The following is a 22929-nucleotide window of genomic DNA, read 5'->3' as shown; positions in this document are numbered from 1 at the left end:
GTCTTGCCGATCAATGAGGGATATAAAGGATTGTTTATATCTTCGAAGTGTCCATTGGGGCCAATCGCTGCGGAGGAGTGATTGGAAGTGCGAAGGCCATGAGAGCTATGCTCGGATGGCGCTAAGGGTCAGCCCCGATAGGCCCGCTGCCGGCCCCGCCGCCGGAAGGGCAGGGCGCAGAACCGCACCAGCGCCGATAACAACAGATAGCCCAGCATGAACCCGGCCCCGGCATAGAGCACGCCCTCCAAAGTCACCGGCATGGCGGGCTTGTAGGCATCCAGCGTCCTGCGCCCCACATCGCTGTCGAGATAGGCGGGCAGCGATTGCAGCCGTTCGATCGGCCCCGCGCCCTCGATCCGGGCCAGTGTCTGGCTCAGATGTTCATACCGCTGGAACGTGCGCCCCATACTGTCGCCGCGCCCGGCCAGAAAGCTGTCGCTGGAATTGTTGTAGCGCTGAAGCGCCGCCTGCCGGTCCAGCCCCTCCTGCGTCGCCGCCCGGTCGAAATCCTCGGTGATGACGCGCAATTCATCGACCGCGCCGCCCAGCCGCTGGGTATATTGCTGGGCATATTCGGGAAACTGACTGAGCGTCGCCGCCAGCGCGATCCCCCCGATTCCCGCGATCACTCGCCGCATCATGCCGCGCTCCTCTAGCTGACCCAGGATCACTCAGCCGCATGCAAACGGCAAGAACATGACAGATGCTATCGGCCTCGCATTATATATGGCGAGCCCAGATGTGCCCCATCCCTCTTGAGGGGAGGGGATCAGATCGGGGCTTTCCGCCGCCAATGCAAATCTTGAACTTTGCCTAAGCCTCGGCCCCGTCCACATCCTCGTCGAACCCGTTATTGACCAGTTCGGTAATGGCTTCGAGTGCTTCGCGGGCCTGCTTGCCGCTGGCCTGGACCAGGATGGTCGAACCCGGCCCCGCGCCCAGCATCATCAGGCCCATGATGGAATTGCCGGCCACCGAAGTGCCGTCCTTGATGACGCTGATGCTGGCGTCGAAACATTCGGCCGTGCGCACGAAGCGCGCCGAAGCGCGGGCATGCAGGCCCTTGCGGTTGAGAATCGTCAATTGCTGGGCGACGGCCCTGCTCGCATCCATGGGTCAGGCGCCCAGAACGGCATTGGCCACGGTGATATATTTCTTGCCCGCTTCCTGGGCGACGTTCACCGCTTCTTCCATGCTCATTTCGCCACGCACCCGTCCCAGCTTTACCAGCATGGGCAGGTTGACCCCGGCGATCACTTCCACCTTGCGGTTCTGCATCACCGAAATGGCCAGGTTCGAGGGCGTGCCGCCGAACATGTCGGTGAGGATGATGACGCCCGCGCCGGAATCGGCCCGGTCGATGGCGCTCAGAATATCCTCGCGGCGCAGTTCCGCATTGTCATCGGGGCCAATGGCGATGGCTTCGATATAATCCTGTGGTCCGACCACATGTTCCATGGCGAGCTTGAACTCTGTGGCGAGCGCGCCATGGGTCACCAGAACCAATCCGATCATGAACAATCCCCAGACAGCCGCGCCAAACCGGCGCGCCGTGATCTTTATCCAGTCCCAAGCCAAACCCGCCGCCGGGTGCCGGCAGGTAACCAGCTTACAGTCTTGTCTCCGGGGCGACCCCTTGCAAGGGGTATATTGTCACGATTCGTTGGCTGCAAGGCTTGCGCGCAACGCTTCGGCCACGAGCAATTGCTGATGGCCCAGACTCACCACCCCCGCCTGAGGCACCGGCGCGCGCATCAGGACATGGCCCAATAGCGTGGTCTGGAGCGCTTCCTCCTCCACCAGCCGGATCAATTCGGGCACCAGATCGATGATCAGGTCCAGTCTGGCGCTTTGCTGGTGCGGGCGCGAAACGATGCCTCTGCCGCGCAATTCGATGAGCCCCTCCAATCGGGGCGGGGCCAGCATGGTCAGTGATTCGCCGTCATCGCGCAGGTCCACGCGGTCGTCGGCGACCAGGAAAGCGGCTTGCCCGCGCTGCTCCCAGCTTTCCAATAGGGCCAGGGCCAGCAAGGATTTCCCCGCGCCCGAAGGGCCGCGCAGCAAGAGTCCGGTTTCACCCAGGACCAATCCTGTTCCATGGACGTTTTGGGACTTGCTCATGAGCAAAGTCTATTTGCGCGCCCGCGGCAACACAATTGTAAAAACCGCGCCCGAGCGGTCGGTGCGGTTATGGGCGCGGATACTGCCCTTGTGGGCGTCCACGATCTGCTTGGAAATGGAAAGGCCAAGCCCGGAATGATTGCCGAAGGATTCGGTTTCCGGCCGGTCGGTATAGAAGCGCTGGAAAATGCGGGTGGCGTCGCCGGTAATGCCCGGTCCCTCGTCGGTGACGGAGACGGTGATGGTCTCGCCCTCGGTGGCGACGGCGACGCTGACTTTGCCCCCTTCGGGCGAGAAGGACACTGCATTGTCGATGAGATTGGCGAAGACCTGCGCCAGCCGGCTTTCATGGCCATTGATCAGGGTCGGTCCGCGCCCGCTGCGCTTGCCCATGACCACCGCGACGTCGCGGCCCTGCGTCATATCCTTCTGGATCGCCACCATGGCCTCGGCCAGCTTTTCTACATCCACCAGTTCGGCGCTTTCACGGGCCAGTTCCGCATCGAGCCGGCTGGCGCTGGAAATGTCGGTGATCAGCCGGTCCAGCCGACGGATATCGTGCTGGATGATTTCGTTGAGCCGCGCCTTGTCCTCTTCCTTCTTGGCCAAGGGCAGGGTTTCCACCGCCGAGCGCAGCGAAGTCAGCGGGTTCTTGAGTTCATGGGCGACATCGGCGGCAAAGCGCTCGATGGCCTCGATACGGTTGTAAAGCGCATCGGTCATGCGCCGCAGCGCCCCCGACAGGTGCCCGATTTCGTCTGGGCGGTCGGTGAGGTCGGGTATTTCTGCCCTGGCGTCGCCGGCGGTCTGCACCCGTTCGGCCGCCGCCGAGAGGCGGCGCATCGGCCCGGCAATGGTGCCGGCCAATAAAAGCGAGAGCACGATCTGCACCCCGGCGGCGATCAGCGCGATGCGGAACAGGCTCCAGCGTTCCTGCGCCACTATCGAATCGATGTCGCCCGGCGCGGTCGAGAGCAGGATGGCCCCGACAATGGCGCGCAGCCTTTGCACCGGCACCGCCACCGAAACCACCAATTGGCCCTTGCTGTCCACGCGCACGAAATCGGCGGGGGCGCCGGCAAGTGCCGAGGCGACCTCGGGATAGCGCGTGCCCTCGTCGGCCTGATATTCCTGATAGGTGGGGAAATTGTCCCCGGGCGCCCAGGAGACGACGGCATTCCACCATTCGGCGAGAAAGAACCGGGGCTGGCTGGTGTCGATATTCTGCCGCAGCACCTCGCCGCGCGCATAGATATTGTCGCTGTCCAGGATCAGCAGGCCGCCCAGGTCATAGATGCGGGCGCGGGTCCGGGTGGGGGTGATCAGATTGCGCAGCAGCGGCGCCACCTGTTCGGGATTGATGGGAAATTCCAGCGTCGGGTCGAAATAGGAGAGCGGGGAGATATTGCCGCCCTGTACGTCCAGCAGCCGGTCGGGATTGATCGAGATGATGTCGCTGTCCACCGTGGCCGAGGCGGCGATGGCGGCGGCGATGATTTCCCCCTGCACGCGCAGCGATTGCACGCGGGCGTCGATCAGGCCCGCCCGCCATTGGTTGAGATACAGGATGCCCACCACCAACACCAGCAGCCCCGCCATGTTGAGCACGACGATGCGTCGGGTGAGACTGGAAAACACCGCGAAATCGATGAAGCGCCGGATGGCGACAAAAATCTTGGCCACCGGGCGCGGCACCAGACGACGCCGCTTCCGGCCGGAACCTGGCGTCTCCCCGGCTGGGTCATCCCCGCGCCCGGGGATGGATTCGTCAGTTTGACGGTCCAGAATGGCCAATTGACGTCTTATTGCTCCTTGAAGCGGTAGCCGACGCCATAAAGGGTTTCGATCATCTCGAAATCGTCGTCGGTCGCCTTGAACTTCTTGCGCAGCCGCTTGATGTGGCTGTCGATGGTGCGGTCATCGACATAGACCTGGTCGTCATAGGCCGCGTCCATCAGCGCATTGCGCGACTTGACCACGCCGGGCCGCAGCGCCAGCGCCTGCAGGATCAGGAATTCGGTGACGGTAAGGGTCACCCGCTGCCCCTTCCAGGTGCAGGTATGACGTTCCTCGTCCATCACCAGCGCGCCGCGCTCGATCAGCGCCTTGCTCGGCGCCGTTTCCATGCCCAGGCTCGCCGCACCATTGCCGTCGCGCGGGGCGGAGCGGCGCAGGATGGCTTTCACCCGCTCGACCAGCAGGCGCTGGCTGAACGGCTTGGTGATGAAATCGTCGGCGCCCATCTTGAGCCCGAACAATTCGTCGATCTCTTCGTCCTTGGAGGTGAGGAAGATCACCGGAATGTCGGATTTCTGTCGCAGGCGGCGCAGCAATTCCATGCCGTCCATGCGCGGCATCTTGATGTCGAGAATGGCCAGGTCCGGCTTATCCGTGGTCAGGCCCTCCAGCCCCGAGGCGCCATCGGTATAGGTGGCGACCTGATAGCCCTCGGCCTCGAGGGTCAGGGACACCGAGGTGAGAATATTGCGGTCATCGTCCACAAGGGCGATCTTTGGCATGGTCTGCCTTTCTCTTCGTGACGCTGCTGGGTCTTGCCCCGCTGATTGTTCAGCCGGACTATTGAGCGACGTTGCAAGCGACAATTACGCATTAAATATGGCGCGGCCAAGTCTTGTGCCAGATTGCCCGCGCTTCCATACAAGACGATTTCGATGCAACTTCAGTCTTACGACCCATTTCGGGATGGTTCGGGGCGCGGACCGCCACCTATTTTGCCTCCAAGGGCCGCCAGTTTCGCGCGGCTTTGTGGAGACAAAACATGCCTGCCTTCGATCACGGAACCCTTCGGACCGCTATTGGCGCGGCAGCGACCTCGCTGAGCGATAACGCCGTTGTGCCGGCCTTGGTTGCGGCTTCCATTGGCCAGGGCAATGGGGTGCTGACCAGCGACGGAGCGCTCTCGGTTCGCACCGGCGCCTTTACCGGCCGGTCGCCCAAGGACAAGTTCATCGTCCGCGATGCCCTGACTGAAAACAGCGTCTGGTGGGACAATTCGGGCGCCATGAGCCCGGCCCATTTCGATCTGCTTTTGGGCGACATTCGCGATCATCTCGCCGGTCAGGATCTGTTCCGGCAGGATCTGCTCGCCGGGGCCGATCCGCGCCACCAATATGATGTCACCGTGCTCACCCCCAGCGCCTGGCACGCCCTGTTCATCCGTAATCTGCTGATCCGCCGGGACGAGGGCATTCCCGCCGCCGACGACGCCGATCCGGTCACCATCGTTCATGCTCCCTATTTCCAGGCCGACCCCGCCCGCCATGGCAGTCGCACCGACACCGTGATCGCGCTCGACATGAGCCGCAATCTCGTGCTCATCGCCGGCACGCTCTATGCCGGCGAGATCAAGAAGTCGGTCTTCAGCCTCTTCAACTTCCACGCCCCCGCCCGCAATGTGCTGCCCATGCACTGCTCGGCTAACCTGGGACCGGATGGCGAGGCGGCTCTGTTCTTCGGGCTCTCGGGCACCGGCAAGACCACGCTTTCCAACGACCCGGCTCGCCCTTTGATCGGCGACGACGAACATGGCTGGAGCGAGGATGGCGTCTTCAATCTCGAAGGCGGTTGCTACGCCAAGACAGTCAAGCTTTCGGCGACGGCCGAGCCCGAGATTTATGCAGCGACTCGCCGCTTCGGCACCGTGCTCGAGAATGTCGTGCTCGATGCTAACAATGCGCCAGCATTTGACGATGTAACGCTGACTGAGAACACAAGAGCGGCCTATCCGATCGGCGTTTTGCCATCGATTGCCAGGGGAAGTGTGGGGAAAACGCCAAAAACCGTGGTCTTTCTCACCGCCGATGCGTTCGGCGTCTTGCCGCCGCTGGCGCGGCTGACCCCGGACCAGGCAGTCTATCACTTCCTTTCCGGCTACACCGCCAAGGTCGCGGGCACCGAGCGCGGCGTCACCGAACCCCAGGCCACCTTCTCGGCCTGCTTTGGTGCGCCCTTTATGCCTTTGCATCCAACGGCTTACGGTGACATGCTGGCCGAGCGGCTGCGCACCAGCGGGGCCCAGGCATGGCTGCTCAATACCGGCTGGACCAGCGGCGGCTATGGTCAGGGCAAGCGCATCGACATCGCCTCGACCCGTCGCCTGCTCACCGCCGCGCTCGATGGTTCGCTCGACAATGCCGATATGCGCTTTGATCCGCTCTTCGGCTTCGAGGTGCCGCTCAACGTGCCGGGCGTCGATCCCAGCCTGCTCGATCCGCGCCGCACCTGGCCTGATCCAGACCAGTATGATGCGCAGTCGGCCAAGTTGGTCGATCTTTTCCGTAACAATTTCAAGAAGTTCGGTCCAGAGGCCGATGCCGGAGCCGGTCCGCGATTGCAGATGGCGGCGGAGTAAAGACAGCAAAAAGGGCGCCGCGGGCGCCCTTTTTTGTGTCCCGTTCGCTCAGTTCGGGGAATAGAAAATGTGGGAATCCACCGTCGCCACGCGGCTGAAAGTATGCGACCAGGACGGCGCCACGGCCGTCGTGTGATAATAGAGCGCCGAGCTGGGCAGCGCCCCAATCTCCCTGCCGGTGGCGAATTCGGCATAGATATCCTTGGCCAATTGCTGCGAGGCGGCCCACGCGCGGCGCTCCGCCGGACGATTGTCGCGGCCATCGCAGGCAAAGGTGAACTGGCAGCGATAAAGCCCCTTGTCGGCGTTCTGATAAATGACGCCGCATAGCGAATTGGGGAATTTGGCCGAGCGGGCGCGATTGACGATCACATTGGCCACCGCCAATTGGCCCGTCGCGCTTTCCCCGCGCGCTTCGTGATAAATGGCCTGCGCTAGGCAATCGCGCTCGGCATCGGCAGTTTCCAGCCGCTTTTCCATCGGCTGATAACCGCTCGCGACATAGTCGGCCAGCATGGAGGCGGTCACCGAAGGTTGCGGGCGCGGCGTCGGCTCGGCAAAGCTGGCAATGGCGGAAAGGGCATTGTTGCTGCCAAAGGAGGCCCGGCTGATATAGCCCATCAGCATGTCGGGCGTCAGGTCCGGCTGCGGCCCGGTCAGCGTCACGTCCACGGAACGCAGGGATTGCTGGCGTTTGACATAATTGGCCAGCAATGCCGGGGTCAGAGGCTGCTCGCCCGGCGCCAGCGGCACAAGTTCCGGGCCCAGCGCCGGTTGCAGGCGCAGCTCGGCGATGGTTTCGGGAATCGGATCGGGCAGCGCCAGCCTGGTATCGGCATGGGCGGGCGAGAAGGTAACAAACAGCACGAGAGCAGCAGCACAAACGGCAAGCACGGGCGACAGGGTACGCGCGACGATCTGTTGCCTTTTCGATCTCAATGCTCAGTCCTTGCCCCTGAGCCCAGCCGGCCATATCCGGTGGACCTTCTTCACGGGGGTGCCCTCAGGCGGGCCCCGTCACTTCCCGGCTGCACACTAGCCAAGCCTTGGCCGGGATGGAAGTCGAAATTTACGGCTGGTTAACCATAGCCCTTAGCAACTTAAGGCAGGGTTAACGGAGGCCGCCAAGCAAGGAAACCCTTGATTTGAATGGATTTTAAAGATGCTGAACCGCGCCTTACCCGTTTGGATAAGGTTTTATCTATTAGCGCGGATGGTTAATCACATCTTAGTCGCGAGGAAACGCCGCATGATGAACCAGGGTCAGATTGCGGACAACCTGGATGCCCAAAGCGGCGATCTGCGCATCCGGATCGACCAGGTCCGGCACCATGATGGTCTGCATGCCCGCCGCATGGGCCGCATGGACGCCGGCATGGCTGTCCTCGAGCGCCAGGCAAGCCGCCGGCTCGATCCTCAGTCGCTTCGCCGCGATCAGATAGGGTTCGGGATGCGGTTTGGGATGCACGACATCGTCCCGCGTGACCACGGTTTCGAACAGGTCCAGCAAGCCAGCCGCACCCAGATGATGGGCGGCATGGGGATTGCGCGATGAGGTGGCGACGGCGGTGGGAATGCCGCGCTCGCGCAGCTCGGTGACGAATTCCCGCGCGCCCGCCTTGACCGGAACACCTGAATGGCTGCGTTCGCGCATGATGACGCGGCATTTTTCGTCGAACAGTGAATAGGGGAAGGCCACGCCATAGGCTTCGATCAGCAATTGGCTGGTGCGTTCATGGCTGGAGCCGACCATGGAGCGATGCACATCGTCCGTCATTTCGAAGCCGAGATCGGTGCACACATCATAGACGATGTCGCGGAAAACAGCCTCGGTGTCGAGCAGGGTGCCGTCCATGTCGAAAATGGCGGCCCGGAAGGGGCGAAGTCGGAGCGTGTCGGAAAGAAGCGTCATTCTCACTCCTATAGGCCGATTTCATCGCCATCGCCAGACGCGGGAATGCAAGGCCGACTTGCATGGCGACGGAGCGGCCTCACCGTGTTAGCCTTGGCCCATCATGCCTGATTTCCGCCCCAGCCGCCGCCACGAGGATTTGGGCTCCGCGTTTTACGATCGCGTCGCCGCTGCCGATTTTCCCCAGACAATCCTGCGCCATCGCGATAACCGCTGGGCGGAGCATGTCGGATTGGGCGGGCTTTCCGACGCGCAATGGCTGACCCATTTCGGGCATTTTGAACCGCTGCCCGGCTCGCTTCCTCATCCCCTGGCCCTGCGCTATCACGGCCATCAATTCCGCTCTTACAATCCCGATCTGGGTGATGGCCGCGGCTTCCTCTTTGCCCAATGCACCGATCCCGAGGATGGGCGTCTGCTCGATTTCGGCACCAAGGGGAGCGGCAAGACCCCCTATTCGCGGGGCGGCGATGGCCGCCTCACGCTCAAGGGCGGCGTGCGTGAAGTGCTGGCCACCGAAATGCTGGAGGCGCTCGGCGTCTATACGTCAAAGTCTTTCGCCCTGATCGAAACCGGCGAACAGCTTTATCGCGGCGACGAGCCTTCGCCGGCGCGGTCGTCGGTGCTGACCAGGCTGAGCCACAGCCATGTCCGTATCGGCACCTTTCAGCGCCTGGCCTATCTGGAGGATCATGAAAACCTCGGGCGCCTGCTCGATTTCTGCATCGCCAACTATTATCCCCAACTCGCTGGCGCAGAGGATAAAGCGGCAGCGTTTCTGGAAGCGGTCGCCGGAAATGTCGCCCGATTGGGCGCGCAATGGATTGCCGCCGGCTTCGTCCATGGCGTGCTCAATACCGATAATATCAACATCACAGGAGAAAGCTTCGACTACGGCCCCTGGCGCTTTCTGCCCCAATACGATCCCGGCTTCACCGCGGCCTATTTCGACGAAACCGGCCTTTATGCCTTTGGCCGCCAGCCCGATACGCTGGCCTGGAACCTCACAAGGCTCGCCGAGTGCCTTGTGCCCCTGTCGTCCATCGAAAATCTTGAACCCGCTCTCAACACGGTCTGGCCGGTTTTCCGCGAGCAATTGCCCCGGCAAATGCTGCGCCGGCTCGGCTTGCGTCCGCGTGACATTGAAGAGGACAGCGCTTTCATCACTGCGCTGTTCGGCTTTTTATCCGCAAGCAAGGCCCGCTATGAGCAATTCTTCTTTGATTGGCGCGGCGGCGCTCTGAGTACCGAACGCGCGGCGCGCAGCCCGGCAGCGGATCATTACGCCGACGACGCATTCCGTCCGTTGGCCGGGCTGATGAAAGCCTATGAGCCCGCCGATGCAATCAATCTCGATCATCCCTATTTCGCGCGACAAGTGCCGCGCACCATGTTGATCGATGAAGTGGAGGCTGTCTGGGCGCCGATTGCCGAGCGGGATGACTGGACCTTGTTCGAAAGTGCACTTTCCGAAATTGCGCAGATGCGCGATGCCTATAGGATAAGGCCATAAGGAGACTATCATGCCCGTCTATGCACTCGATGGCGTTGCGCCCCGGATCGACCCCGATGTGGGTTTCATCGCGCCCGACGCGGTTCTGGTCGGCGACATCGTCGTGGGCCCGGAAGTGGGAATCTGGTTCGGCGTCGTGGCGCGGGGGGATATTGAGCGCATTTCCATCGGCGCCCGCACCAATGTGCAGGAAAACTGCGTCTTGCACACCGATACGGGCCATCCTCTGGTCATCGGCGACAATGTCACCATCGGCCATTCGGCCATCGTCCATGGCTGCACCATTGGCGACAACAGCCTTGTCGGCATGGGCGCGACCGTGCTTAACGGCGCCAGGATCGGCAGGAATTGTCTCATCGGCGCCAATGCGCTGGTTACCGAGGGCAAGGTCATCCCCGACAATTCCCTGGTGATGGGCGCGCCGGCCAAAGTGGTGCGCGAGATTGACGCCGAAGGCGTCGAGGCGCTGGCCGCTTCCGCCGAGCGTTATGTCAAAAACGCCCGGCGCTTCGCCGCCGGAATGAAACCGGTTGGGGGCGCAGGGCCCGAATTCGAGCCGGCCTGATTTGCCGTTCCCGGTCGGCCACATGGTCCGGGTCACCCGATCTCATAGGGCACGACGCTGCGCCGGTCCGCCGGCACGGTGATGCTCGCCGCCAGCGGCGGCACCGAGCGTTGCGGGCAATTGCGCCGTTCGCAGATGCGGCAGGATATGCCGATCGGTTCGAACCCGGCCTTGCCCGGATCGAGGTCGTCGGCATAGACCAGCCGCCCGGCATGGCTGATTTCGCAGCCCAGCGCATAGGCATAGCGGCGCGTCGTGCCGCGAAAGCCGCCCATGCGTTTCTCGTGGCTCCAGGCGAGACAGAGATATTGCTTGCCGTCCGGGGTTTCGGCCAATTGGCGAATGATTTGTCCGTGTGCCTCAAAGGCCCGATGCACGTTCCATAGGGGGCAAGCGCCGCCGAAGCGGGCGAATTGCATGGCCGTCGCCGAATGGCGCTTGGTGATGGTGCCGGCGGCATCGACGCGTGCGAAAAAGAACGGCACGCCCCGTTCACGTGGCCGCTGCATGGTGGAGAGGCGATGCGCCACCTGTTCGAGGCTGGCCCCGAACACGCGGGCCAATTCCTCGACGTCGAAGCGATAGCCGTCGGCGGCTTTGAGAAAGGCGCCATAGGGCATGTGCAGCGCGCCGGCGAAGTAATTGGTCAGTCCCATCCGGGCAATGGCCCGGGATTCCGGGGCCTTGAAATGGGCGTCGTCTAGGAGCTGATTCAGGACGGTGGCCTGTTCCAGCCCGCCCAGCATGGCGGCGATGCGGAAAAACTGGCTCGCTGGATCGAGATGGCCATTGATCCAGAGCGTGCGATTGCCCCGGTCGAACTCGGCCAGTTTCTCGTTATTGGCGGCGGGGCTGACGACGACGCGGATATGGTGCATGTCCGCGCAGTAATCGATCAGCCGCCGCAAGCGGACGGGCCCGAATTCACCCAGCTCGGCCGCCAGGGTCTCCGCGGCCCGATCGAGCGGGTCGATATAATTGTCGGCGTAGTGGAAGAAGTCGCGCACTTCCTCATAGGCGGTGGTTACGCCGCTTTGCGGATCGCGGGACAGCGCGGCATCCATCCCCGCCAATTGTTCATTGGATTTGCGATAGGCGCCATATAGCGCCAGCAGGGCCCGGGCCATGTCGGGGCTGTTGCTGGCGACGCTTTTCAGCTCCTGCAGATTGGGCATGGCCTCGCCGAATACAGGGTCGGCCAGCGCCTCGCGCAGGTCGATGACCAGCCGGTCCGAGACGTCGGTCGCCAGGCTCGCCAGATCGAGCTGGAAATGCTCCGACAAGGCCAGCATCACCGACGCCGTCAACGGACGTTGGTTGGATTCGATCTGGTTAACATAGGAGGAGGAAATTTCGAGCCGCGCCGCCAGGTCGGCCTGGGTCAGACGGTGCTGGGCCCGCAATGCCCGCAGCCTCGCGCCGGCAAAGACCTTTTTCGCTGCCAAGTTTACAATCTCACAAATTTACAGATCAAGTTTTGTGTGATTGTAGCAGCTCCGCGCTTTCCTGTCTTGGGGGCTTGGCCCGCCAAGGGTAAAGTCACACAGGTCAATCCGGGAGATCGCGCATGCAGGACATCATTTCCGCCCTTGAAGACAAGCGCGAAGAGGCGCGGCTGGGTGGTGGGCAGCGGCGCATCGACATCCAGCACGGCAAGGGCAAGCTCACGGCTCGTGAACGCCTCGACGTGCTGCTCGATCCGGGCTCGTTCGAAGAATACGACATGTTCGTCACCCATCGCGCCCGCGATTTCGGCATGGATGAGACGATCATTGCCGGCGATGGCGTGGTGACCGGCTGGGGAACCATCGATGGTCGGCTGGTCTATGTCTTTTCCCAGGATTTCACCGTCTTCGGCGGCTCGCTCAGCGAAACCCATGCGCAAAAGATCTGCAAGATCATGGATCTCGCCATGCAGAATGGCGCGCCGGTGATCGGGCTCAACGACAGCGGCGGCGCGCGTATTCAGGAAGGCGTGGCAGCGCTCGGCGGCTATGCCGACGTGTTCTGGCGCAATGTGCAGGCCTCGGGCGCGGTGCCGCAAATCTCGGTGATCATGGGGCCCTGTGCCGGCGGCGCGGTCTATTCCCCCGCCATGACCGACTTCATCTATATGGTGGAGGATTCGAGCTACATGTTCGTCACCGGCCCCGATGTGGTCAAGACCGTCACCAATGAAATCGTGACGCAGGAGGAATTGGGCGGCGCCTCGACGCATACGAGGATTTCCTCGGTGGCCGACGCGGCCTTTGCCAATGACATCGAAACGCTGCTCGAAGTGCGGCGGCTCTTTTCCTATCTGCCGCTGGCGGCTGGGCAGAAGCCGCCGCGTCTGCCCACCCACGATCCGATCGACCGACGCGACGACAAGCTCGATACCATCATTCCCGACAGCGCTAACAAGCCCTATGACATGCGCGAGGTCATCACCACCGTCGCCGACGAGGGGGAGTTTCTGGAAATCCAGAAGGATCACGCCGGCAATATTTTGTGCGGCTTCATCCGGCTCGACGGCAACACAATCGGCGTCGTCGCCAATCAGCCCCTGGTCCTGGCCGGGTGCCTCGACATCAATGCCTCGAAGAAGGCGGCGCGGTTCATCCGCTTCTGCGACAGCTTCGAAATCCCGATCCTGACCTTCGTGGACGTGCCCGGCTTCCTGCCCGGCGTGGCGCAGGAATATGGTGGCATCATCAAGCATGGCGCCAAGCTGCTCTTTGCCTATTCCGAGGCCAGCGTGCCGTTGGTCACGGTCATTACTCGCAAGGCCTATGGCGGCGCCTATGACGTGATGGCGAGCAAGCACATCAAGGCCGACGTCAATTATGCCTGGCCCAGCGCCGAAATCGCCGTCATGGGCGCCAAGGGCGCGACCGAAATTCTCTACCGCTCGGAACTGGGCGACAAGGACAAGATCGCCCGGCGCACGGCCGATTACGAGGCCCGCTTCGCCAATCCCTTCGTCGCCGCTGAGCGCGGCTTCATCGACGACGTCATCATGCCTCATGGCACCCGACGCCGCGTCATCCGTGCCTTCTCCACCCTGCGCCACAAGGCGGTTCAGGGGCCGAAGAAGAAGCACGACAACATTCCGCTGTGAGGAGAGGCTCATGACCATCACCAAACTCCTCATCGCCAATCGCGGCGAAATCGCCTGCCGGGTGATCAAGACCGCGAAAAAAATGGGCATCGCCACCGTCGCCGTCTATTCCGACGCCGACAGGGAGGCGCTCCATGTGCGCATGGCGGACGAGGCCGTCCATATCGGTGCCTCGCCGGCCAAGGAGAGCTATCTCCAGATCGACAAGATCATCGCCGCCTGCAAGGCAACCGGCGCGGAAGCTGTCCATCCCGGCTATGGGTTCCTGTCCGAAAATGCGGCGTTTTCCGCGGCGCTGGAAAAGGAAGGCATCATTTTCGTCGGACCCCCGCCCAAGGCCATCGAGGCCATGGGCGACAAGATTACCAGTAAGAAAATCGCCGCCGAAGCCGGCGTCTCCACCGTGCCTGGCCATATGGGCCTGATCGATGACGCCGAACACGCCGTCACCATCGCCTCCTCCATCGGCTATCCGGTGATGATCAAGGCCAGTGCCGGCGGCGGCGGCAAGGGCATGCGCATCGCCTGGAACGATTCCGAAGCGCGCGAAGGCTTCGAGCGCTCCAAGTCCGAGGCCGCAAGTTCCTTCGGCGATGATCGTATCTTCATCGAAAAATTCGTCACCGAGCCGCGCCATATCGAAATCCAGTTGATCGCCGATGGCCATGGCAATGCGCTCTATCTCAATGAGCGCGAATGCTCGATCCAGCGCCGCAACCAGAAGGTGATCGAGGAAGCGCCCAGCCCCTTCCTCGATGAGGCGACCCGCCGGGCCATGGGGGAGCAATCCGTCGCCCTGGCCAAGGCCGTGGGCTATCGCAGCGCCGGCACGGTCGAGTTCATCGTCGACAAGGACAGGAAATTCTATTTCCTTGAAATGAATACCCGTCTTCAGGTCGAGCATCCGGTGACCGAAATGATCACCGGGCTGGACCTGGTGGAATTGATGCTGCGCGTCGCCAATGACGAAAAACTGCCGCTGGCGCAAAACGAGGTGAAACGCCATGGCTGGGCCATCGAAAGCCGGCTCTATGCCGAGGATCCCTATCGCAATTTCCTGCCCTCCACCGGCCGGCTGACCCGCTATCGCCCCCCGGCGGAAAGCGCCGGAGATAGTCTGGTCGTGCGCAACGATACCGGCGTTTTCGAGGGCGGGGAAATCTCGACCTTCTACGACCCGATGATCGCTAAGCTCTGCACCTGGGCCCCGACCCGTGCTGCCGCCGTCGATGCCATGGCCGTGGCGCTGGACTCTTTCGAGGTCGAAGGGGTGGGCAATAATCTGCCCTTCCTCTCGGCCGTCATGGAACAGCAGCGTTTTCGCGAAGGGCGGCTAACGACTGGCTATATTGCTGAGGAATTTCCCGAGGGATTTACCGGTGCTTCGCTCAGCGAGGAGCATCATTTCGACGTGGTGGCCGCCGCCGCCGTGTTGATGGCCCGTCGCGAGCAGCGGCGTTTCGGCGCCCAGACCGAAAGCCGCTGGCATGTTCAGGTGGGCGGCAAGGCCGAAAATGTGGTGTTGCACCAGCATGGCCAGGACATTCTCGTTGATCTCGATTGGCGCTCGGAAGCTCTGCGCCTCGCCTGGCAGCCGGGCGACACCCTTGTCCATCTCGACTGGTCGGGCGGCCGCCATGCAGTGCTTAAAGTCGATCCGACGACGTCCGGTTTCCGCATCCGTTATCGCGGGGCCGACCTCAAGGTTCTGGTCCTGCGCCCCCATATCGCGCAATATCTCAAGCACATGCCGATCAAGGTGCCGCCGGACATGAGCAAGTTTCTGCTCTGCCCCATGCCGGGCCAGGTCGTGCGCATCGATGTCAAGGAGGGTGACGTGGTCGAGGACGGCCAGACCCTAGCCATCGTCGAGGCCATGAAGATGGAAAATGTGCTCAAGGCCGAGAAGCGGGCTCGCGTCGCCAAGGTGCATGTCGTGCCCGGCGCGGTGCTGGCGGTGGACCAGATCATGCTCGAATTCGAGGCCCTGTGATGAGCGGTCATGAGAAATGGGCCAAGCTCGCCCAGAAGGAACTCCGTGACACGCCACTGTCCGCGCTGGATCGTGACTATGGTGGCATCAAGGTCAGCCCGGTCTATCTCGGCGAGGGCGGCGAAATCCCGGGCGTCGAGCCGTTTACTCGCGGCGTACGGGCCACCATGTATGCCAACCGGCCCTGGACCATCCGCCAATATGCCGGCTTCTCGACCGCCCGCGAATCCAATGCCTTTTATCGTGCGGCCTTGCAGAAGGGGCAGAAGGGGCTCTCCGTGGCCTTCGATCTGGCCACCCATCGCGGCTATGACAGCGACCATCCCCGCGTCGTCGGTGATGTCGGCAAGGCCGGGGTCGCCATCGACTCGGTCGAGGATATGAAAGTGCTGTTCGACGGCATTCCGCTCGATCAGATGAGCGTGTCCATGACCATGAATGGCGCGGTCATTCCGGTCCTGGCCATGTTCGTGGTCGCGGCCGAGGAGCAGGGCGTCAGGCAGGAGCAATTGGAGGGGACCATTCAGAACGACATTCTCAAGGAGTTCATGGTCCGCAACACCTATATCTATCCGCCCGAACCCAGCATGCGGATCATCGGCGACATCATCGCCCATACGGCCCGCCACATGCCCAAGTTCAATTCGATCTCCATTTCCGGCTATCATATGCACGAGGCCGGGGCCGACGCGGTGCAGGAGCTGGCCTATACCCTGGCCGATGGCATGGAATATGTCCGCGCCGCCCAGCGCAAGGGGCTCGACATCGACGCCTTTGCCGGGCGCCTCAGTTTCTTTTTCGGCATCGGCATGAACTTCTTTCTCGAAGCCAGCAAGCTCCGCGCCGCCCGCCAGCTCTGGAGCGAGATCATGACGGCGCTGGGGGCCAGGGATCCGCGCTCCAAGATGCTGCGCACCCATTGCCAGACCTCGGGCGTGTCGCTGACCGAACAAGACCCGCATAACAACGTCATCCGCACCACGATCGAAGCTTTGGCAGCAACGCTGGGCGGCACGCAGAGCCTGCATACCAACTCCTTCGACGAAGCCATCGCGCTGCCCACCGAATTTTCGAGCCGTATCGCCCGCAATACCCAACTCATCCTTCAGCATGAAAGCCGCATTACCGACGTGGTCGATCCGCTGGGCGGCTCCTATTATGTCGAAGCGCTGACTGCTGAATTGGTCAACGGCGCCCGTGCCCTGATCGAAGAAGCCGAAGCCCAGGGCGGCATGACCGCCTTCGTCAATACCGGCGCGCCGAAAATGGCCATCGAGAAGGCCGCCGCCTTGCGTCAGGCCCGGGTGGACCGTGGCGAGGACGTGATCGTCGGCGTCAACCGCTACCGGCTTGATGTCGAGGACGAGATCGAAGTTCGCGAGATCGACAATGCCATGGTGCGCGCCGAACAGGTGGCGCAATTGCAGCATATTCGGGCGACACGCGACGAGGAGAAGTGCCAGTCCATGCTCGCCGCCCTGCGCGAATATGCGGCCAAGGATGAAGGCAATCTTTTGGAAGCAGCCATCGAGGCAGCGCGGGCTCGCGCCACGCTGGGCGAAATTTCTTCGGCCATGGAAGACGTGTTCGGTCGCCATCGGGCCGTTACCCGAGTGATTTCGGGCGTCTATGCCGAGGGCTATGGCGACGACCCCCAGCTCAAGTCCGTCTCGGATCGCATTGCCGCGTTCAAGGCGTCGCGGGGCCGGGAGCCGGCCATCTTCATCGCCAAGATGGGTCAGGATGGTCATGATCGCGGCGCCAAGATCATCGCTTCGGCCTTTGCCGATCTGGGCTTCACCGTCCATATGGGCGACCTGTTCGAAACCGCCCCGGAAGTCGCTGCCCATGCCGACGAATTCAAGGTCGATGCAGTGGGCGTGTCCTCACTCGCGGCGGGCCACAAGACGCTGGTGCCCGAACTGGTCGAGGCGTTGAAGGCCCGGGGACTGGGAGACGTGACCGTCATCGTCGGCGGCGTCATCCCCGAACCGGATTATGACTTCCTCTACGAGGCCGGCGTCGCCGCCATTTTTGGCCCCGGCACCAATGTGCTCGACGCGGCTTTTTCCGTGCTTAACGAGATCGAGGGAAGGCTCTCCAACAGATGATCGGCCGTCTCAATCACATTGCCATTGCCGTGCCTGACCTCACCGCCGCCGCCGCGAAATATCGCGACCAGCTCGGCGCCGAAACCGGGTCGCCACAGATCCTGCCCGATCATGGGGTCACGGTGGTGTTCATCGATGTGGGCAACACCAAGATCGAATTGCTCGAGCCCTTGGGCGCGGATTCCCCCATAGCGGCCTTTCTCGCCAAGAACCCGGTCGGAGGGATGCATCATATCTGTTTCGAGGTGCCCGACATTGACGCTGCAATCGTCAAATTGCGCCAGGATGGCGCGAGAGTCCTGGGCGATGGCAAACCCAGGATAGGGGCGCATGGCCGGCCGGTGATTTTCCTCCATCCCAAAGATTTCGACGGCACCTTAATTGAGCTTGAGGAGATGGGGGAATAATATTCGGCCTCGAATTTCCTCCCCATTTACCAAAAAGACACTTGAGGCCCTCGGTAAGGCACTCGTCAATTTCTGCCGCATAATATTCGTCGCTGAACAGGGGGAGAGCCGTTGGCTCGCACAGGCGACAGAATGTCCGAATCCGGTAGCGACAGACACCGCGCAGACTGGCGGCGCACCATGCTGGGCCCGGTTCTGGTGGCCTTGTGTTTGATCCTGGTGGCTGGCGTGCTGCTTGACCGGCAGAATTTGCAGCTTGCCGAAAGCCGCATGCGCGCCGAGACGCTGGCCGAGATTTCCGTGATCCGGGCCAAGCTGGAAGGCAATATCGCCAGCAATATCCAATTGATCAAAGGGCTGGTCTCTACCATCAGCACCGAGCCGGACATGGATCAGGCGCGCTATGATACCTTGGTGCGCAATCTCTTCGAGGCCGACAGTCAATTGCGCTCGGTTGCGGCGGCGCCTGACCTGGTCATCCGCATGACCTATCCTCTGAGCGGCAATGAGCGCGCCATTGGTCTGGATTATCGCGCCACGCCCGGCCAATGGCCGGCGGTCGAACAGGTTCTGGCCACCGGCCAGCTCAACATCGCTGGTCCGGTCGATCTGGTTCAGGGCGGCAAGGGCATCGTCGGGCGCTTCCCGGTCTATGCCGGGGAAGGCGAGAATCGCCATTTCTGGGGATTGGTCGCCGCCGTGGTGGATGTGGATCGTCTTTATTCGGCCAGCGGTCTGACCCATACGGCTCTGGATCTCGATATTTCCATTACCGGCGTCGATGGACTGGGTGGCGATGGCCAGCGCTTCTACGGCCCCGATCTGTCCGGCAGGCAGCCGGTTACCGTCGATGTGGTCCTGCCCTCGGGGCAATGGCAGATCGCGGCGGTCCCCTCCACCGGCTGGCTGCCTAATCCCGGCTTGATCTGGGCGCTGCGGGCCGCCATTCTGGTGGCCGGCGGGTTTATTCTTTTTCCCATAGTGCTGACAGGCCGCATGATCGGGCAGCGGCACAACCATATCCGTGAGCTGGCCCGCCGCGAGGCCGAACTTGCCAAGCTGACCAAGCGTTTCAACCTGGCGCTGGATGTCTCCAAAGTCGGCGTCTGGGAGATGGACCCCGCCACCGGTTTCGAGATCTGGGATTCACGCACCAACGAACTTTATGGGCTCCCCCCCGACAATAGTCCGCGCAGCCATGATCATTGGCGTGAGAAGGTTCATCCGGAGGACCGGGACCGTGCCGATGCCGATTTCCGCTTCATGGCCGCCGGTGGACGCTATGAATCCGACTACCGCGTGGTCCTGCCGGATGGAAGCTATCGCTATGTCCGCTCGATCGCAGCCATGTTTTCCGAGGCGGGACAGCCCGACAAGGTCATCGGCGTCAATTGGGACGTCACGGCCGATATTCTGCTGAACAAAGACCTGCGGCTCGCCAAGCGCCAGGCCGAGGCCCGGGCCAGTGAACTGGAACTGGCCCGCAGCCGCATCGAGCACAATGCCCTGCACGACAGCCTGACCGGCCTGCCCAATCGCCGCTATCTTGACGATTTCCTCTCCCGCCACGCCGAAGATGGCTATTTCGGCAGCGGCTCGATCGCGCTGCTGCATATCGATCTGGACCGGTTCAAGCAGATCAATGACACACTCGGCCACGCCGCCGGCGATGCCATGTTGGTCCATGCCAGTCGGGTTCTGCGCACGCATTGCCGGGGAACTGATTTCGTCGCACGCATTGGCGGTGATGAATTCGTCATCGTCTCCACTGCCGGGGCCAGTGATGAGCGGCTCGATCTGATGGCGGATCGCATCGTTCGGGACATGCGCAAGCCAGCCAGCCATGAAGGGCATGAATGCCGCTTCGGTGTCAGCATCGGGGTGGCGGTTAGCCGGACTTCCAGCACCGACGTCAAGCAATTGCTGATCAATGCCGACATCGCCCTATATCGCGCCAAGGCCAGGGGCCGCAATCGCTATGAATTTTTCTCCGAAGCGTTGCAGGCGGAAGTGGTTCGCACCAAGCGGACCGCCGATGAGGTGCTGACGGCGCTCGATGAGAGCGCGTTCCTTGCCTATTACCAGCCCCAATTCGCTGCACAGACGCTCGATCTCGTTGGTGTCGAGGCCCTGGCGCGTTGGCAGCATCCTGCCGAGGGCATAAAGACCCCCGACAGCTTCATGGCCGTCGCCGAAGAGCTCAATGTCATGGCCCAGATCGACGAGATCGTGCTGGACCAGACGCTGGCCGACTTGCGGCGCTGGGAGCAAATGGGGCTCGTCGTGCCCCGCGTTTCGGTCAATGTTTCGCTGAGACGGCTCAATGACGAAGGGCTGGTCGCCGCGCTCCGACGACTGGACCTGCCGCGGGGCCGGCTGGCCTTTGAATTGGTGGAATCGATCTATCTTGATGAAAACGACGGTCTGGTCGCCTGGAACATCGACCAGATCAAGGATATGGGGATCGACGTGGAGATCGATGATTTCGGCACTGGCTATGCCTCCATCGTCTCGCTGCAGAAACTGCATCCGCGCCGGCTCAAGATCGACCGGCAATTGGTCAATCCGATCCTTGATGAACCGGCGCAGCGCCAGCTCGTGGCTTCCATCGTCGATATCGGCAAGAGCATGGATATCGAGATCGTCGCCGAAGGCGTCGAGACCATGGAGCATGCCCATATTCTCGCCGATCTGGGCTGCGACATCCTGCAGGGCTATGCCTTTGCCCGGCCGATGAGTTCCGAAGCCTTTGCAGCCTTCGTCGCCGGGGAGGACTGGCGGCGCGCGGGGTAGTGCCCCGCACGCCCTATTGGTGTCAATCCACCAGGAAATAGGTGATCGTCGTCACCACGCGGACCTTCTTGTCGATCTGCTTTTCCGGCCGGTCATTGGGAATGTCCACGGCGGGCAGGATTTCGAACACGCCCTGATTGGCGCTCTGGATATCGCCGACCCGGGCGCCTGATTCAGTGGCGAACTGGGCCGCCGTTTCCTTGGCGCGGGTGGTCGCTTCGGTCAGCATCTCGCTCTTGAGGTCGTTGATATTGGTAAAGACGAACGAGGCGCCGGCGCTGTAGCTGTCCGAGGAGAACACCACGCCCTGGCGCAACAGGTCGGCAACCGAACGGCTGGCATCGGCCAGTTCGCTCACCTTCGACGTGGTCACCAGCATGTCTTCAGTCAAAACGAACCGATAATCGTCGTTCATCGAGGATGAATTGTAGCCGGCGGCCCGGTCCTCGACCAAGACGTTCTGGACCTGGATTTCATCTTCCGAGAAGCCGCGCGCATCGAGGAAGCTGCGGACGGCGCTTTCCGAATTTTCCAGGCTGGCCCGCGCGGCCTCCAGGCTCGGCCCGGTGGCCACGAACCGGATCGGCCAGAATCCGAGATCGGCCTGCACGGCGCGTTCCGACAAGCCCTTGACCGTCACCGTGCGCAAGGGCTGCCTGCTCTCCACCAGCGACGTGCCGACGAACCAGCCGGCCAGCGCAATGCCGGCCCCCAGCAGAAGCGCTGCAACAACACCCACGAATTTCATGTTAATTCCCTCATGATGCCCCTGCCGGGGATGGAACGCCGCGACGATAGCGCGGTGAAGGCATAGAAGGAAGCGGCTGAATGACGGATGAACAGGCATGGTTCGGACTGGGTGTGGTCGGAGCGGGCATGGGGGCCAAGCCCCATGCCCTGGCGCTGAATGCGCTGCGCGACCTTGTCGATGTTCGGGGGGTATGGCGGCGGAACAGGGAGGAGCTTGAGCGCTTCTGCACCCAATATGATTTCCCAATGGCCGCAAGCTACGAGGCGCTGCTGGCCGATCCGGCCATTGAGGCCATTCTGGTGCTCACCCCGCCCAATGCCCGCGAGGACATCGTGGCAGCCGCCGTCAAGTCCGGCAAGCATGTGCTGATGGAAAAGCCGGTCGAACGCTCGACCGCAGCCGCCGAGCGCATCGTCCAGCTGTGCGACGAGGGCGGGGTGAAGCTCGGCATCATTTTCCAGCATCGTTTCCGGGCGGCGTCCCTTGCCCTGGCCGACACGGTGCGGGGCGGCGGCCTGGGCCGGCTGTGCGCCGCGCATCTGGTTGTGCCCTGGTGGCGGCCGCAACAGGGCTATTACGACAAGCCGGGGCGCGGCACCTTTGCCCAGGATGGCGGCGGCGTCCTCATCACCCAGGCGATCCATTCGCTGGACCTGATGCTGAGCCTGACCGGGCCGGTGAAGGCGGTCACGGCTCTGTCGGCGACCACGGCCCTCCATGAGATGGAGGCCGAGGATTTCGTCGCCGGCGGTTTGGAATTCGCCAATGGCGCGGTCGGGGCGCTGATGGCCAGCACCGCCAATTTCCCCGGTGCGGCGGAAAGCCTGACGCTCAATTTCGAACAGGCCAGCGCCGTTCTCACCGGCGGCAGCCTGACGCTGCACTGGATGGACGGGCGCAACGAAATCGTGGGCGAAGCCAGCAATTCCGGAGGAGGCGCCAACCCCATGGCCTTTCCCTTCGATTGGCATCAGGCCCAGATCGAGGATTTTGTCGCGGCAATCCGCGAGGATCGCCAGCCGCGATCGACCGGCCATACCGCCCTCAATGTGCACCGGCTGATCGATGCGCTTGTCCGCTCGGGCCGGGAGGGAAGGCGGGTGGAGGTCTAGCCGCCGGCATGACAAAACGCCGGACGGCGAGGCGCCTCCGGGTTTGCTGTGGAGAGAGACTGCCATTCGCGCTTGGCGCTCATGGCCTTCTCGTTCATATCGGTCCACCGGACCGATATGTCGGCTTCGCCGCACAACTCGAAGCTGCGGCGTGGGGCGAAATTCGCCTCGGTGCC

General features: G+C 62.4%; 19 protein-coding genes. 9 read left to right on the top strand and 10 right to left on the bottom strand.

Features of this window, described 5'->3' with window-relative positions:
- Positions 1-128: 128 nt before the first annotated feature.
- From H0482_RS13325 to H0482_RS13300, 6 genes are all read right to left on the bottom strand, one after another.
- Positions 129-644, bottom strand: coding sequence for a DUF2937 family protein (locus H0482_RS13325; protein WP_193730561.1), 516 nt, complete (start codon positions 642-644; stop codon positions 129-131).
- 172 nt (positions 645-816) lie between these two features.
- The gene (locus tag H0482_RS13320; protein WP_193730560.1) at positions 817-1116 is read right to left on the bottom strand and encodes an HPr family phosphocarrier protein; all 300 of its coding nucleotides are present in this window, start codon (positions 1114-1116) and stop codon (positions 817-819) included.
- Between the two features lie 3 nt (positions 1117-1119).
- Positions 1120-1518 (bottom strand): PTS sugar transporter subunit IIA, encoded by a 399-nt coding sequence (locus H0482_RS13315; protein ID WP_193730559.1) that lies wholly within the window; start codon positions 1516-1518, stop codon positions 1120-1122.
- A gap of 138 nt (positions 1519-1656) precedes the next feature.
- Positions 1657-2124, bottom strand: coding sequence for an HPr kinase/phosphorylase (locus H0482_RS13310; protein ID WP_193730558.1), 468 nt, complete (start codon positions 2122-2124; stop codon positions 1657-1659).
- A gap of 9 nt (positions 2125-2133) precedes the next feature.
- On the bottom strand, positions 2134-3807 hold the full coding sequence (locus H0482_RS13305) for a sensor histidine kinase (RefSeq protein WP_330998264.1): 1674 nt from the start codon (positions 3805-3807) through the stop codon (positions 2134-2136).
- Between the two features lie 119 nt (positions 3808-3926).
- Positions 3927-4643 (bottom strand): response regulator transcription factor, encoded by a 717-nt coding sequence (locus H0482_RS13300; protein ID WP_193730557.1) that lies wholly within the window; start codon positions 4641-4643, stop codon positions 3927-3929.
- A 260-nt stretch (positions 4644-4903) separates the two neighbouring features.
- On the opposite strand from H0482_RS13300, the gene pckA reads away from it, so the two are divergent.
- Positions 4904-6496 carry a phosphoenolpyruvate carboxykinase (ATP) gene (gene pckA, locus H0482_RS13295; protein WP_193730556.1) on the top strand — a complete coding sequence of 531 codons (1593 nt, stop codon included), beginning with the start codon at positions 4904-4906 and terminating at the stop codon, positions 6494-6496.
- 48 nt (positions 6497-6544) lie between these two features.
- Here pckA and H0482_RS13290 read toward each other — a convergent pair whose 3' ends face one another.
- A complete protein-coding gene (locus tag H0482_RS13290; RefSeq protein WP_193730555.1) occupies positions 6545-7435 on the bottom strand; it encodes a cell wall hydrolase in 891 nt (296 codons plus the stop codon).
- Between the two features lie 289 nt (positions 7436-7724).
- Positions 7725-8408, bottom strand: a complete 684-nt coding sequence (locus H0482_RS13285; RefSeq protein WP_193730554.1) for an HAD family hydrolase — start codon at positions 8406-8408, stop codon at positions 7725-7727.
- Between the two features lie 103 nt (positions 8409-8511).
- On the opposite strand from H0482_RS13285, the gene H0482_RS13280 reads away from it, so the two are divergent.
- A complete protein-coding gene (locus H0482_RS13280; protein ID WP_193730553.1) occupies positions 8512-9921 on the top strand; it encodes a protein adenylyltransferase SelO in 1410 nt (469 codons plus the stop codon).
- 10 nt (positions 9922-9931) lie between these two features.
- On the top strand, positions 9932-10486 hold the full coding sequence (locus tag H0482_RS13275) for a gamma carbonic anhydrase family protein (protein ID WP_193730552.1): 555 nt from the start codon (positions 9932-9934) through the stop codon (positions 10484-10486).
- Between the two features lie 32 nt (positions 10487-10518).
- Here the strand turns inward: H0482_RS13275 and H0482_RS13270 are convergent, their stop codons facing one another.
- Positions 10519-11931 carry a helix-turn-helix domain-containing protein gene (locus tag H0482_RS13270; protein ID WP_193730551.1) on the bottom strand — a complete coding sequence of 471 codons (1413 nt, stop codon included), beginning with the start codon at positions 11929-11931 and terminating at the stop codon, positions 10519-10521.
- Positions 11932-12053: 122 nt separating this feature from the next.
- On the opposite strand from H0482_RS13270, the gene H0482_RS13265 reads away from it, so the two are divergent.
- The 5 genes from H0482_RS13265 to H0482_RS13245 all read left to right on the top strand — a co-directional run bounded on the left by H0482_RS13265 (position 12054) and on the right by H0482_RS13245 (position 20890).
- Entirely contained in the window at positions 12054-13586 is a 1533-nt protein-coding gene (locus H0482_RS13265) for an acyl-CoA carboxylase subunit beta (protein ID WP_193730550.1), read from the top strand.
- A gap of 10 nt (positions 13587-13596) precedes the next feature.
- Entirely contained in the window at positions 13597-15579 is a 1983-nt protein-coding gene (locus H0482_RS13260) for an acetyl-CoA carboxylase biotin carboxylase subunit (RefSeq protein WP_193730549.1), read from the top strand.
- Positions 15579-17690 (top strand): methylmalonyl-CoA mutase, encoded by a 2112-nt coding sequence (scpA, locus tag H0482_RS13255; RefSeq protein ID WP_193730548.1) that lies wholly within the window; start codon positions 15579-15581, stop codon positions 17688-17690. Before H0482_RS13260 ends, scpA begins: the two co-directional genes overlap by 1 nt.
- Positions 17687-18097 carry a methylmalonyl-CoA epimerase gene (gene mce / locus H0482_RS13250; RefSeq protein ID WP_193730547.1) on the top strand — a complete coding sequence of 137 codons (411 nt, stop codon included), beginning with the start codon at positions 17687-17689 and terminating at the stop codon, positions 18095-18097. Before scpA ends, mce begins: the two co-directional genes overlap by 4 nt.
- A 132-nt stretch (positions 18098-18229) precedes the next feature.
- On the top strand, positions 18230-20890 hold the full coding sequence (locus H0482_RS13245; protein ID WP_230989639.1) for a bifunctional diguanylate cyclase/phosphodiesterase: 2661 nt from the start codon (positions 18230-18232) through the stop codon (positions 20888-20890).
- Positions 20891-20912: 22 nt separating this feature from the next.
- Here the strand turns inward: H0482_RS13245 and H0482_RS13240 are convergent, their stop codons facing one another.
- Positions 20913-21638, bottom strand: coding sequence for an SIMPL domain-containing protein (locus tag H0482_RS13240; protein WP_193730546.1), 726 nt, complete (start codon positions 21636-21638; stop codon positions 20913-20915).
- Positions 21639-21718: 80 nt separating this feature from the next.
- On the opposite strand from H0482_RS13240, the gene H0482_RS13235 reads away from it, so the two are divergent.
- Positions 21719-22753: a Gfo/Idh/MocA family protein gene (locus H0482_RS13235; protein WP_193730545.1), complete on the top strand. Its 1035-nt coding sequence runs from the start codon at positions 21719-21721 to the stop codon at positions 22751-22753.
- Positions 22754-22929: the final 176 nt, after the last annotated feature.

Origin of the sequence: Devosia faecipullorum (assembly GCF_015158295.1) — a bacterium.
GTDB lineage: Bacteria > Pseudomonadota > Alphaproteobacteria > Rhizobiales > Devosiaceae > Devosia > Devosia faecipullorum.
The sequence above is the reverse complement of the archived record's forward strand: the minus strand, read 5'-3'. Positions and strand labels throughout refer to the sequence as shown.